Origin of the sequence: Thiothrix caldifontis (assembly GCF_900107695.1) — a bacterium.
In the GTDB taxonomy this organism is placed as follows: Bacteria; Pseudomonadota; Gammaproteobacteria; order Thiotrichales; family Thiotrichaceae; genus Thiothrix; species Thiothrix caldifontis.
Map to the genome: position 1 here is coordinate 1 of NZ_FNQP01000013.1, position 13,590 is coordinate 13,590.

General features: G+C 50.9%; 13 protein-coding genes and 1 tRNA gene. 5 read left to right on the plus strand and 9 right to left on the minus strand.

Features of this window, described 5'->3' with window-relative positions; translation table 11 throughout:
- A partial coding sequence (locus tag BLV87_RS11675; RefSeq protein ID WP_217629987.1) for a hypothetical protein occupies positions 1-279 on the plus strand: 279 nt, incomplete at its 5' end.
- 96 nt (positions 280-375) lie between these two features.
- Here the strand turns inward: BLV87_RS11675 and BLV87_RS11680 are convergent.
- Complete coding sequence (locus BLV87_RS11680; protein WP_093068888.1) at positions 376-3,726, minus strand: conjugal transfer protein TraG N-terminal domain-containing protein; 3,351 nt, start codon at positions 3,724-3,726, stop codon at positions 376-378.
- 372 nt (positions 3,727-4,098) lie between these two features.
- On the opposite strand from BLV87_RS11680, the gene BLV87_RS11685 reads away from it, so the two are divergent.
- From BLV87_RS11685 to BLV87_RS11695, 3 genes are all read left to right on the plus strand, one after another.
- The gene (locus BLV87_RS11685) at positions 4,099-4,599 is read left to right on the plus strand and encodes a hypothetical protein (RefSeq protein ID WP_093068890.1); all 501 of its coding nucleotides are present in this window, start codon (positions 4,099-4,101) and stop codon (positions 4,597-4,599) included.
- A gap of 657 nt (positions 4,600-5,256) precedes the next feature.
- Positions 5,257-6,213, plus strand: a complete 957-nt coding sequence (locus BLV87_RS11690; RefSeq protein WP_093068891.1) for an integrase domain-containing protein — start codon at positions 5,257-5,259, stop codon at positions 6,211-6,213.
- Positions 6,210-6,557 (plus strand): hypothetical protein, encoded by a 348-nt coding sequence (locus tag BLV87_RS11695; protein WP_093068893.1) that lies wholly within the window; start codon positions 6,210-6,212, stop codon positions 6,555-6,557. Before BLV87_RS11690 ends, BLV87_RS11695 begins: the two co-directional genes overlap by 4 nt.
- Here BLV87_RS11695 and BLV87_RS11700 read toward each other — a convergent pair.
- The 8 genes from BLV87_RS11700 to BLV87_RS11730 all read right to left on the minus strand — a co-directional run bounded on the left by BLV87_RS11700 (position 6,554) and on the right by BLV87_RS11730 (position 12,925).
- Positions 6,554-6,844, minus strand: a complete 291-nt coding sequence (locus tag BLV87_RS11700) for a VOC family protein (RefSeq protein WP_093068894.1) — start codon at positions 6,842-6,844, stop codon at positions 6,554-6,556. The two genes, BLV87_RS11695 and BLV87_RS11700, sit on opposite strands and share 4 nt — an antisense overlap.
- A gap of 20 nt (positions 6,845-6,864) precedes the next feature.
- The gene (locus tag BLV87_RS11705; protein ID WP_093068895.1) at positions 6,865-7,218 is read right to left on the minus strand and encodes a type II toxin-antitoxin system ChpB family toxin; all 354 of its coding nucleotides are present in this window, start codon (positions 7,216-7,218) and stop codon (positions 6,865-6,867) included.
- On the minus strand, positions 7,212-7,478 hold the full coding sequence (locus tag BLV87_RS11710; RefSeq protein WP_093068897.1) for an AbrB/MazE/SpoVT family DNA-binding domain-containing protein: 267 nt from the start codon (positions 7,476-7,478) through the stop codon (positions 7,212-7,214). Before BLV87_RS11710 ends, BLV87_RS11705 begins: the two co-directional genes overlap by 7 nt.
- A gap of 178 nt (positions 7,479-7,656) precedes the next feature.
- Positions 7,657-7,812: a hypothetical protein gene (locus BLV87_RS19395; RefSeq protein WP_175517919.1), complete on the minus strand. Its 156-nt coding sequence runs from the start codon at positions 7,810-7,812 to the stop codon at positions 7,657-7,659.
- Between the two features lie 206 nt (positions 7,813-8,018).
- Entirely contained in the window at positions 8,019-9,257 is a 1,239-nt protein-coding gene (locus BLV87_RS11715; RefSeq protein ID WP_093068899.1) for a tyrosine-type recombinase/integrase, read from the minus strand.
- A 165-nt stretch (positions 9,258-9,422) separates the two neighbouring features.
- Positions 9,423-9,497 (minus strand) — tRNA-Arg (locus tag BLV87_RS11720).
- A 21-nt stretch (positions 9,498-9,518) separates the two neighbouring features.
- On the minus strand, positions 9,519-11,855 hold the full coding sequence (locus BLV87_RS11725) for a mechanosensitive ion channel family protein (RefSeq protein WP_093068900.1): 2,337 nt from the start codon (positions 11,853-11,855) through the stop codon (positions 9,519-9,521).
- 2 nt (positions 11,856-11,857) lie between these two features.
- The gene (locus BLV87_RS11730) at positions 11,858-12,925 is read right to left on the minus strand and encodes a polysaccharide lyase (RefSeq protein WP_093068902.1); all 1,068 of its coding nucleotides are present in this window, start codon (positions 12,923-12,925) and stop codon (positions 11,858-11,860) included.
- 197 nt (positions 12,926-13,122) lie between these two features.
- Between BLV87_RS11730 and BLV87_RS11735 the strand changes: the two genes are divergently transcribed.
- Positions 13,123-13,575 (plus strand): hypothetical protein, encoded by a 453-nt coding sequence (locus BLV87_RS11735; protein ID WP_093068903.1) that lies wholly within the window; start codon positions 13,123-13,125, stop codon positions 13,573-13,575.
- Positions 13,576-13,590 lie beyond the last annotated feature (15 nt).

Sequence of the window (13,590 nt, forward strand, 5' to 3'; positions counted from 1 at the left end):
ACTTGCGACCTTTTTTTGAAAGGCGGTGGATTGAGGGGGAATAAGCCGAAATCTTACGCTCTTGGTGATGCCAAGAAGCTGATTGATCTGTCCCCCAAAATCAGCAACAACCTGACGACCGGACAGGCGCATCAATTGCTGGATGATCCCGTCAACCCCGAAGTGAAAAGCGCAGCGCAAAAGCGTAGCTTTTTTTCACGTAGCCCGCAGGGTTGGGTTGTTACCACCCCACGTTCCCCGCAACCAACGGGCGCGGCGGTAGCACCTCAATACGGCTGATGAAAGAAACAAGCTATTGGCAGGGGTGCAGACGTATTCCGGCTGCACCCCTTGCCCCATGGCGAATGTGGGGTTTGGGGCAAAGCCCCAAGGGTCTTACCCCTTTAGATACTTTTGGGGGTCTACCGGCTTGTCGTCTTCCCTCACCTCATAATGCAGGTGGTTGCCCGTCGATGTTCCGGTGGAGCCAACCTTGCCGACCAGATCCCCATCAGCCACCACGTCTCCCGCCTTGACGCTCATGCTGGACAAGTGGGCATAACGGGTTTCCACCCCATTACCGTGATCCAGTATCACCACATTGCCATAACCACCCTTCTCACCGGCGAACTTTACCACCCCAGCGGCGGTTGAACTGACTGCCGTGCCATTGGGTGCGGCAATATCAATGCCCGCGTGCATTCGCCGATCACCGTGCACGGGATGCGTGCGCATACCAAACTCTGAACTGATGCGTCCGCCGTCTGCAATGGGGTTGCCACTGGGAACACCATCACTCATTGAGCTTTTTTTTTCCACAGCACGACCCGCACCCAATAACTCATCCCTAATGCTGGCGTCCGGTGCATCAGGTTGTCCGCCTATTATCTGCATAGCTGCCTGCAATTCAGCGCGTTCCTGTTTTGCGCCTTCTGCATACCCTTGACCATTGAAGATACCCTTAATGCCGCCCACTCCCTCGGCTGCTTTAAACATGGCTTCGGTCACCACTCCGTCAACTTTGCGATAACCTTCCTCAAAACCCGGTACGACTGCATTAGCCATGTTCATGGCATTGCTGGCTAAGCGTTCCTGACCGCCCTCATAAGCACCACGATGCGCCATGTAGTCAATTTTCCCGCTTTTGTTGTCATACTCCTCTTGGAGCTGACTCTTACCTGACTGGATATTAGCCTGATCGTGACGCATACCGCCTTGGGTTGCGGTTCTGATGGCGTTGTAGCCTGTTGGTGCGGTGCTGGAACCATCTACCCCGGCTGCACCTGATGCACTTGCGACCCTGCCAGCCCCTTCAGTTTGTAGTGTGTGCATTCCCGCCTGACCCTGTGCCGAAACGTCATCACGGTTTTGTGAATAGAAGTCATTGACCGCACCCGCTGTAGGCGCTGCTTGCAAACCGACTAACGCGGCTCCGTTTTTGTCCACAAACCGATCAACCAAGCCATTCAATTGTTGGGCGGCTTGCATGTCACCGCTTTCTGCTCGTTGTTGCAATGCCATGAATTCAGGGCGAGACATACCCGAAGACTTCCAAATGGCATTATCAATGTTCCCACTGAACGAAATGCCGTGCTCTTCCAGCCGTGACTGCACTTGTGACCAGTTTTCGGCGCGTTGGAACGATGCCGCCGCTTTTTCTGCGAGGGCATTGTTTTGCTGGATACCGGCTTGCAGGTTTTGAGCGGCTGCATCCGACACCCCATTTTGTTTAGTCTCTGCCAATTGGCTAGACAACTGGGTAGCGGTTTGCCAGTTTTTCTTAAAACCTGTCTGCTGCGCCACATCCACGGCTTGGTTATAGGCTTCTTGTGCTGCTGAACTGGCATTGCCGCTGATACCGATACCTTTTGCCACTTTGCCCAGTAAAGAAATGTTGTCTTCTAGGGAGAATTGGTTACTTGCCTTTAGCGTTTGTGCGGCTGACTGCATTTTGTCGAGTGCCTGAGCCAATTGCGTGGATTGCTGCTTCGTTGCGGTATCAGAGGTTCCAAGGGATTGCTGCACCTGATGACTAAACGACTTCATGTCGCTAAAGATAGCCGCTGTCTGTTGGGCATACTCGGTGGAATCCGTCCGTGCTGCCTGTACCGACTGTCCGGCCTGCGTCGCCATGCTCGACTTGACCGCATCACTCATGTTCGCGGACATCGCGTAGCTACTAACGGCCTGTTGGGTAATTTCGCCACCGTTAGCCGTATGGATATGCTTAGTTCCCATACCGTCCGTGTGCGTGTAAGTACCGCTATTGGTGCTAGGTGCGGTGTTTTGCGCCCACCAGTTCGCATTACCCAAGGAGGTGTTACCTAGGCTGATATTACCGGTGGTGGCTTCCTCTGCACCTTTGGCGGCTGGCGCTTCGTAACTGCCCATCACCTTGCCCGCTAAGCCCGCCATCATTGCGCCGCCTTGGTTCACGATCAGGTAAGAAATCATGGGAATGGACATGGAGAGATACCCGGCAACAAGGGACATATCAGCCAGCGCTTGATATAAGCCGGTATTGGTTGCCAGTGACAAGGCGGAACCGTGGATGGTTGTCAATGCACTGGTTGCTGAGTGTGTGCCGTATAGCGTCATGCCGAAATGCAGGATGGCGTACAGTGGTGCCCACAGTTGTAACCACAGCAAACCTTTGATATAGGTCATCACAACCTTGCCAGCTTGCGGCAACAGCATCAGGGCAAACACCAGTGGGAAAATGCCGTAAATGAAGGCTTCAAAAATATTGCGAATTAACGGCAGAGTACGCCCCGCCAGCTCACCCAATACGGCGTAAGTGGTTCTGCGTTCAGTCTCTGCCCGTGCTATCGCAAAGCTTTGCGCGGCTGCGGCAGCATCCACACGCGTGGCGTATGCCTGAAAACCATCGGCTTCCATCGAGTTTGCCAGCCAGTTTTGCCGTATGGTTTGCTCAGCGCTCATGCTCATGCCTGCCAGTGCTTGGTATGAGATAGGGAGGGCTGCGGCAAATTGTGCGGCTGCGGCTGAAGCCGTCGCACCTTTACCCAGTTTTGCACCGTAATGGGATTTAGCCAGTCTCAGGGCATCATTCAGGTCACTATTGAGTTGACCCGTAGCACCGACCCGGCATTCAATCACATTGCGTCGCTTTGTCGCATCCCGGTAGGTGAATGCCCGTGCTTTGGACGTATTGGCTTTAAGGAACTCCCATGTATCCGGTGCGCTCAGTAGCTCATCCCATTCATACAGCCCCAGTAACACGTCATAAAGCACACAGGATTGCCAGAAATCGCCCATATTCCGCCGTAAGCGTGAATCCGTTATCTGAAACCGTGTCGATGCCATCATGAGATTCTGACCAAAGAGCATTCCGGTTTTGGAATACGTCAGATCATCCGGCAAGGCAAACACCGTATCAAAGGTACGTGTCAGGTAATCGCCTATCCTGCTGGCAGTACCAGCGGTAGCAGCAAGGCCAAACGGCACATTGGCAATGACTTGATTGAACGCCGGATTGATGCGGTCGGTGACAATCACCGTCGACTTGGGAACCATGAAGCCCATGTACACGAAGACCATCATCAGGAGCCACTTGTAATTGATCTCCTTGCCGAAAGCGCCCTCGATGATGACCCACAATAGGCCAATCATCGCAACGACTGCCAAAAGCCCCGTGTAGTTGCTGTTTTGGGTGATGGCGGCAACAGCATTAAGCACTGTTGCTAAAAATTCACCACCACCGTAAGTGTATATTTCCCAGTTCATTATTCTTGCCCATCAATAATAGTTATTCTTGAACAGTAAGATAAATGATTTATAATTTCCATGAAGTGTCTTGCCCAGACTAAAAAAAGCAAGATGAAGTTTTCTTGTGTGGTGTTGCATTCTCAACACGCCCTTCGCTCCCTGTACAGCCATTTTGGCGGGAGCCGTCCGTAACAGGACTAAATGTACAACCCCTTAAAGCATCCTATGCCATTGCTGGATGCGGCTCACCTTCGGGTGATCTGGTGGCTATATTCTACTTTTTTGTATTTCACCTCGCCTAAGCACTAGGCTATTTTCAATCCACCCTACTGGGAGACACACTCCCACGGGAAAGATGCGTCTACTCGGTTATCACCCCGGAGACTCATCATGACAACTATCCTTTTGTTTGCGATCCTGATCTTTGTTGCTATCAAAGCTGTCAGGAAAACTGGCAAAGTCAAAACTGTGCGGCTCACCGCAACACCACCAAAACGGGCAAAGTTAAAACCTGAGCCTGCGTCTTTAAGTTTGTACAAACGTACCAAGACCCTCCTCTTTGGGGAGAAAGCGGTCATTGTCCATCTGTTCCGTGATTCTGCTGATGGTGAAATCCAGCATCAGACGAGCATCCGTGTTCAGTGGCTTAACTCTACGGTCTGCCATCACCCTGATGACGGCTTACGTTACAGTCAGTTTTTGATGCTGCTGGAAAACGGCAAGCGCATTACCCTGACACCGACCGAAAAAGACGGGAAAAATTGGGTAACTTACCAAGACCAACCATTTAACCGTTGGGATTGTGAGGTCTGCGTTCGTCATGGACTACTGTCCCGTACAGGGCTTACCAGCAAGGGGCAAATACCTGCATCAGTCTGGACTCACGCTTGAGCGCACCCGAAGTGCGCCTCAAGCCAGCGTGCCGGAAATGCCTTGGCAAGTAGCGATAGCTACCCGCCAAGCTTTCTGGCACGGCATAGCCTGCTACCCGCGATCAGCGGGAGCAGGCTGCTGTGCCACCCGTCCGCTACAGGCGACCAACGGGAGCACAGCCAAGCGGATGGGGTGGCACGGTCTGCGTCTGTCTCTTTGTCAAAAGAGACAGACGCCGGAAACCTGCTACAACCAATTGATCTACAACAGCAATAAGGTATCTGCCGCAGCGCAAATACCTGCACTAAAACCTATTGGATGATGACGGGGCGACAAGATTTTAACCACTTGTCAGCAACTCCACCTTGCCTTGTCTCGACCATTAGCCACAGGATTTAGCTGAGCTTCCCTGCCGCAGGCAACGCGGCAACCATCCACTACCGCCGGATAACCGGAGACGCGATGGGGGGGAATCAGACAATACACAAGCAAAGCACCGGCAACATGCCGCCGGTAAAAACAAGCATGTAACCGACCCGGATGGGCAAACCACAGGCGCGGGAGGCGCTTAATCCTCTTTTTCACTCACCAAAAAATAAAGGGTAGTTATTGTGGTCTGCTCACTGGTCAACTTAATACAAGCAATAAGATTTAAGGTTTTCTGTGGGGTAAATAATGGGTAAATTCACGTCAGGTAGAAATTTTGGCTACGGTAAAAGCATGTCCTACGCTGCCAGCCAAGCACTCAAAGAGCATTACGGTGAGGGGCACTTCAACGCTGTTGCGGCGCATCAGTCACGTTTTAGCCAATTCGCGGATTACTTAAAAACAGAGGAAGGCATACGCGATGCGAAAGACATCACCCAAGACGCCGTGGAACGGTACGGGCAACAATTAAACGAAAAGGTTGCTGCTGGCGAAATGGCGGTTTCCTACGCTCAAAATTTGCTTTCCAGTGTCAATACCACACTGGCTTGCCTGCGTGGGGACGAGTCCATTAGCGTCAGCCCTTCCGGGATGGTCGGCGAACGCTCCCATGTCCGCACGGTCGCACCCGATGGCCTTGATCGGACAGAGGTACGGACTGCCAGCGAAAACATGAGACATGCAGGGCTAGAACGCGCCGCTGCCGTCACTGAACTCGCAAGGGAATTTGGTTTGAGAGAGCGGGAGGCGATTCTTGGCAATTTGGAGCGCTGGCACCAAGAAGCAAAAGAAAAAGGCGCAATCAACGTAACGGAAGGCACAAAAGGCGGTCGTGGTCATGAGGTGGATCGCTGGGTTCCGGTTAGCCAAACTGGTTTGCAAACACTTGAACGGGCAATCGCCGCCAGCCCGGAAGGTTCCCGCAACTTGCTGGCAACCCATGAAATCTACATCAGCTTTGTCCATGGGGAGCTGAATAAAGCGCGGGAACACCTCAAGGAAGCGGGAATAGGAAAATACCATGAGTTACGCGCCGCTTACGCTTGCGAGCGCTACGAACAATTGACCGGGCATCTTGCACCCGTGCTGGGTGATGGAATGAGCGCCTCTAGGGAAAGCGACAGAGAGGCACGGGAAATACTCACCGAAGAATTGGGGCATGGGCGGATTGATGTGGTATCCGCCTACATTGGCGGTAGATCATGAACATAAAAAGTTTGCTGGAACGCTCAGTGCCCGGTGCGAAATCCACACTAAATGCTCACCTCAAGCGAGCGACGCAGTTAGCACAGGCTATCCATGCACACTACCCTTGCAAAACGCCCTACCAGTGGCAAGCTAAGCACCTAAGATGGTATCTGGAAACCCAAACCAGCAGCTTAGCCAACGCTACCCGTTACGACTACTGGCGTACTTGTCGGGCAGTAGCGGATGCGTTGGGCAAATGGCCCGACTGGGAGCCGCATTTGCGCGGTGACTGGAATCACCACCCTACCAGAGGTTTAGGTGGGCGACCGCCAAAACTCACCAACCGCCAGAAAAAGCACTAACCAGCCATGGAAAGCTCGACACCTCTGCCATCAGGGTCACGAATAACGCCATGATGGCTCACGCCAAAATGCGCCAATATCGTTGACGAAACGACAAAACCTAAGCGCACGTTATCCGGCTCACCGGTTGCCGGATAAAGTTCCAGTAACATACTGCCAATATGAGCAGAGTAGTGAACAGGGCTATTGCCATGCTGCTCACGCTCAAATATCAAGCCAAGCTGAGCATAGAAGGCTCTGGTTTTTTCAATATCTCTGCACCGCAGAACCAGTAAATCAAGCGTCATGGGGATGTCTACACCTTACGTTACTCAATAATGCCAGCGAGTATTTCAAGCACTTCATCAACAATGCTATCAGGTGCCGTTTCTATGCACCTTGCCCCTCTGCCCACGAGGTCAAGGGTACGCACCGCACTAACCAAAATAACGCCCTGTGTTTCCGTTCCACTGCCCATCAATGGCACAGCGAAACCCGCTACCCGTGCAAGATTGCCGCCTTGGGTGATCGGCGCTACCAAAGCAGTACCAACGGTGTTATTGAACTCACGGGTTGAAAGCACTAACGCGGGTCGCATATCGCCCTGCATTTCCCGCCCCACTGTCGGGTTAAAACTTACCCTCACAATGTCACCGCGCTCAAATCCGCTACGCTTTACCATACTTCATTCCCTACCGCTGGCATGTTGTCCCATTCGGTTACGGCTGTTGGGATAGGCGCGGATGGGTCACACTTGGCTAACAAGTCCGCTAGTTTGTACTTTTTACGTCTAGCCGCCGTTTTTGGCTGTAGCGTGAGCTTGCCGTCGTCGAGACTCAGTTCTACTTTTGCACCTGCTTCCAGCCCTAGCAGGGTTAACCATTGTTTGGGGATTACCACAGCGACGGAATTACCGACGGTGCGTAGTGTGGCGGTGGTCATTCGGGTTTCTCCTTTCCGTGTTGGTCGCTTCCATTATAGTGAAGTTTTCCATAAAGAAAACAACCGTCAACTAAAGGAGTAAGACCCTTGGGGCTTTGCCCCAAACCCCACATTCGCCATGGGGCAAGGGGTGCAGCCGGAATACGTCTGCACCCCTGCCAATAGCTTGTTTCTTTCATCAGCCGTATTGAGGTGCTACCGCCGCGCCCGTTGGTTGCGGGGAACGTGGGGTGGTAACAACCCAACCCTGCGGGCTACGTGAAAAAAAGCTACGCTTTTGCGCTGCGCTTTTCACTTCGGGGTTGACGGGGCAAGCACCGGAATAGAAAACCATGAGATAAAGCGCTTTATTTTCAATGAGTTGGGATAAGTTGGGAAAAGTTGGGATAAATCCCAACTCTGAATATCTATATAATACATATACTTATATATACATTTTTTAAAAGTTGGGAAAGTTGGGATATTTTTCTTTTTCTAAGAACAGGCACAAAAAAGCCGGGAACTTACCCGGCTTGGTTACGTTACTGTGACGGTATCAGCCTATTTTACCTTGGTTTTAAAGGGTATCACCTGCCCACCCGTCCTCAGTTGATCTAGGTAGTCTGCCCACGCCTGCATCATTCTGGTTCGTTCTTCCATGTATTGCGCCCGGTTGTATGCCGCCCTGATTTTGTTGGTTTCCTTGTGTGCCAGTTGGCGTTCAATCGCATCAGGGTTAAACCCTAGTTCGTTTAGCAAGCTGGATGCCATGCCCCTGAATCCGTGCGCGGTCATGGTGTCGTTGTCGTATCCCATGGTTCGTAAGGCTGCTCGTACTGCGTTTTCACTCATACAGCGGCTTGCACCTCTGGCACTGGGGAACACGTATTTAAACCGCCCTGTCAGTGGTTGCAATTCTTGCAAGATCGCTACCGCCTGCATGGATAGCGGGATAACGTGCTTTGACTGGTTAGCCTGCTTAATGTGGGTGGGGGCTTTCATGCGCCTAACTTCGATTGTCCATATAGCAGCTTCAAGGTCGATTTCCTCCCATTCCGCCGCCCGTAATTCCCCCGGTCTTAACATCACCAGGGCTGAAAGTTGCAAAGCACACCGCACCACAAACGAGCCTTGATAATTCGCCATATCCCGCAACAGTTGCCCGACCTTGAGCGGCTCCGTGATCGCAGCAAAGTGTTTGCTAACCAGTGGTTTTAGGATTATGCGGGTATCTATGTCAGTAGCCGGGTTACGGTTGCTAAGTCCCAATGTGACGGCGTACCGAAATACTTGGTTAATGGACTGTTTCACCCGTCGGGCGCTATCGCCAGCTCCCCTTGCTTCTATCTTTTGGAGAATTCTAATAATGTCGCTTGGGTTAACCTCGCTGATGTCCATTGCGCCTATGGCTGGGAAAACATCACGTCTAAACCAGCTTTCCATGCGTTCAACATAACCATCTGACCAGCCTGATTTACCACGGTTTAACCATTCTGCGGTGATGGCTTGGAAAGTGTTTACCTTGCTTGAGGTATGCCTGTGGTTGTTAGGTTTGATTCCCCTAGCCAGTTGCGCCCGTGCTTGCCGGTGCAGTTCGCGGGCTTGTTCTAAGCTGATTTCAGGATAACTGCCGATGGATAGGGTTTGGCGTTTGTTATCGTAACGGTACGAGAAACGCCAGTGTTTACCTTTTGGCGTGACGTACAAGTAAAGCCCTCCCCCATCAGTAAGAATGTTAGGTTGTCCATCTGATTTGGTTTTTGCGTTCTTAACCTTTGAATCTCTTAGCTTTCTTTCCATTTTGGCTGCATCCTTTATGACGATTGTGGAGTATGCAGACAATAATGCAGCCAATGACGTGAGATAACCTGACACGGTATGCAACACCCTGAGACGTAAAAACCCTTACAGAATGCGGCCTGTAAGGGTTTTTGAGACGGTCTGAAACATGCTGAAACAATCTATTGGCGGCCCCAACAGGAATCGAACCTGTAGTTGCCCCTTAGGAGGGGGCCGTTTTATCCATTAAACTATGGGGCCAAACGGCGAGAAGCGCATATTCTAGCTTAAATCCTGCGATTTGACAGTTTTTCCTGACCATGTATACGGTTCGCTGCGGGTAAATGGCATGGGGATTTCTTGTTGACGTAGCGCTTTATCAATCGTTAAGTTCAAGTCGCTGGTGACTCTGGCTTTGGTTTCAATGTCACGAATAAAGCAGCGTAATTCAAACTGTAGCGCATGATCGCCAAATGACCGAAAGAATACGTTGATTTTCATATCACTACGATCTTTCAATACCAACGGGTGTGCATTAGCCGCTTCTTGCAATACCGCCATGACACGTTCGGTGTCAGCACCGTAAGCCACATTGACGGGAATAATCACCCTGCCGAAATTATCATTCAGCATCATATTGGTGACTTGCCCGGAAATGATTTGCGAGTTTGGTACAATAATGTCAGAATGATCAAAGGTTTGGATGGTGGTTGAGCGAATGCTAATATCCCGCACATAGCCTTCCGCTGTGCCTACGCTGATCCAATCACCGCGCCGGATCGGGCGTTCAAACAGCAAAATCAACCCAGATACGAAATTATTGACGATGTTTTGTAAGCCAAAACCGATACCGACCGATAATGCCCCCGCAATAATCGCCAAATTTTCAAACTGAATGCCTGCTACCGACAAGCCAATCAAAATGGCGAATAAAATACCCGCGTAACCCGAAACCGTCGTAATTGCTTCCCGCGCTCCCCGGCTCAGGGTAGTGCGCCTTAGCCAACTTTCTGCCAGATTCTTTTTGAATACATGGGTGAGGCTGACTAACAAGGCTAAGATCAGCAAACCACTCACAATGCGTAGCGGTTCTAAGGTGAAACCACCTAGCTGGATGCCGCTAGTCAGTTGCGTGAGCAACAGTGTGAAGTTTTGTTCCGGCATCCCCCACAGGCGCAGTGACAGAATCAAGGCGACCCCGGAAACCACTAAGGTATTGGTCAGCCGTACCCATAATAACCCCGGTACAAGCTGGTTGTTTCTTAGCCCTAGTTGTTGGCGTAAGCGTTGTTGCCAAGGTGTTGCGCCTGCATCCAAACCGTCAAATATTTCGGTGGGAATTTTGAGCAATAACCACGCGGCTAATAACAAAAACAACGTGCCAAACACCCCGCTAAACAAGAACACCGCAAAATTGCGATAACCCGCGTACAGGCTAAGCACGGCAATGACCAATGTTCCGGCTGCCAGCCAATGCAAGCGGATACGCTGGATAAACAAAAAATGATCAGACATCAGCCAAATCAGGCGAGCCAGTGAAAATCCAACAACCGTGCCAATGACGATGCGTATCAACCCGACTAAATGACTGGGGTCGGTACTGGCTTGTGTGGCAGAGTCGAGCAAGGGTGAATGAAAAATAGTCCCAATTAGCGTTGTGATAATCAGCAGACGCGCCCAAAAGTACAGTTTGTGTCCGGTGCGTTGGTTGGGGGGAACCACACCTTCGACCTGTACGGCACGGCGTAGTAACGAGTGCATGACACCGTAGCTCAAACTAAATAACAGTAACATTTGCATCAACTGCAAAATAATCGGCACACCTGGTGGCGAAAAGTATAACGATAGCGAGGTTAATCCCGTAAACAAGGTATACGGCAGAAAGCGTAACAAGCTAATCCACACTGCTGCTAGGGTAGGGCTAGTAGCATGAATCGGGGGTAAGGTTTCGCGGTATTGCCGTCGTTTCTGAATACTCCAGAACATGCCAGCAACCAGCCCTGCTACACCATACAGCAGTGCCATCCACACATTATTGCGGTGTAGGGGCAGATTACCGAAAGTGTGCAACATGCCATTAATTTCTGTTTTCCAGATTCCCGGCTCCAGCAGGATGACCTGTGCATAGTCAAACACCGAAGCACTGTGCGCAAACAGTTGTTGCTTGAGCAATGTTTGCCGGGCTTGGCGTGCTTCGATTAATAAGGTAGTGGCGCGGAGGCTGATCAAGCGGCATTGGGATAAGGTTTTTTCAATTTGCTGCTTTTGCTCGGTCAGTTCTTTGCGTTTGCGTTTAACGTCGGCATCTTCGTCGGTGGTGGCTTCACCCAAGCTATCCATCGCTTGTTGGGTTTGGGTTTGCTGTTGTTCCTGTTGGGTGATGCAGGTTTTGGCGCTTTGTTCCAAATTGGCGGCGGTGGTGGTCAGGTTGTCGAGTTTGCTGATGTCTTGGCGGGTTTGTTGCCGAAACGCGGTTTCAGCGACACTCAGTTGGGCGCTGAGTGCGTCTAAACGCTCAGTGGCAAACTCATTGGCATTAGCCTGTAGCGTTAAGGTCAGCAGGATTAGCAAGACCAAACTACGCCAGAGATGTGCGAAAATAACAGGAAGGTTGCTCATGATCAGTGCGGCGTAGCTGAAAGGGTGAAGTCATCAAGGTAAAGCAGCATATCGCGCTTAGGTGCCCATTCTGCCCCCGTTCCGCCGAAAAAAACAGCAAACAAGAAACGCTCAATTTTGAGATCGTTGCCGATACGAAAACGTAGGTCGCGTTGGTTGAGGACTTCTTTACCATTTAGCCATGTCGTAATGATGCCATCGCGTTTGCCGGGGGTGTTGAGGCGCATGAAAGTTTTGATGTGATACCATTTTTCTTTTTCTAACGGTGGAGTGTCCCATGGAAAAAAGTCGCCAAAGTTTTTTGGTTGGTCAGGGTGATAGACGTATTGCCCCGGTTTGCCGTCTTTTTCCCACATCATGCGGACACTCCAGCCATCGCGTCCGTCAGGCTTTTCTCCACCGACACGGGGTTCAGCACTGCCAATACCGGGGAGTTTGCCGCCGCGTACAAAGTCGAAATTAGCGGGAAATTTCACCCAATACGAGTAATACAGGCTATCGAGTTGTGTACCGATATGGGGTTTCCAGTTGGCGCAATCGTCACTGTGGCAACCCGATGAGCCTTTGAGAAGTTTGATCCGCAAGCCTTGACCGCTGTGGGCATCTTGTCCTTTGACGATATTGGCGTTGTTTAGACCCATGTTCCAGCTGGGGCAATTCCAGTCGCGGAAGTAGTCAGCTTCGGTGTAGCTACCTAAGGTATTTTGGTCGAAGGTAATGCGTAATGGCTTGCCGGAAGTCAGAGGTGTCGTGCCACTGCAATAGGCATTGAGGTGAAAGGCTTTGTAATACAGATTTTCGCCGGGAGTTTTGGGGGGGCGTTGGGGAGTTTGTAACCCGTCAAGATACGTCCAAACCGGGTGATTGTCGGGTGGGCTGGGGTTGCCGTTGTAGAGTACTAGCACCTTGTCCCACACTTTGTCATGCGGATTCCATTGCAACTTGGCGGCAAGCTCGAAAGGTTGCTGGGCGTTGGTCATGGGGATGATGCGGACATCTTGCGGTGCTGCCAGCGCGGCGGTGGATAGTAGGACGGCAAGCAGTAGGGATAAGGTAATATTTCTGTTCATGATTTGGATTATAAACGTTTGTGGGCTTTCACTCATCCTTATCGTATTAATGACCCTCAAAGGATGATCTCAGTAGTTTTCGTCTTGTCCGAGGTCTTTGAGTTTCCGTTCAGTGTGATACGAAAGACAGACAGCTCTCGGAAGTTTTATACTCAAGCCACGAGTGTTTTACCTATAGCAAACAGGAGATATAGTGGATGGATTCTACAAACAGAGATGAAACGGCGTATTTGGCACATAACGATGGTGCAGTACTGAAGCACATGGATATGTATCAGGGGATTATTACCCGTATGGCCAACAATAGCGCGGCTATCAAGCAATGGGGCTTACCACTGATAACCGCTATTCTGGCCTACGTGGTGAAAGAGAAAATCTATGTGCTCGTTTGGTTATCGGTGTGGGCTCTGCTGATTTTCTATTTGCTGGATAGCTATTACTTGATGCTTGAAAACCGTTTCAGGAAGGGTTTTAACCAAGATGCGGTGTTAATCAGTGAAGATCGTTTTCCCAGAACTAAGCTGTTCAAGCTCTTGCCTGCTGGGGAAGTTTGGCGTTTTTACCTTAAGGCGTTGACCTCGCCAGCGACTTGGCCTGTGTATTTTGGGATGCTGACCTTGGTGGTAGTGGCCTACAAATTGGTCAGTTAAAGACTGGCAAAGAGG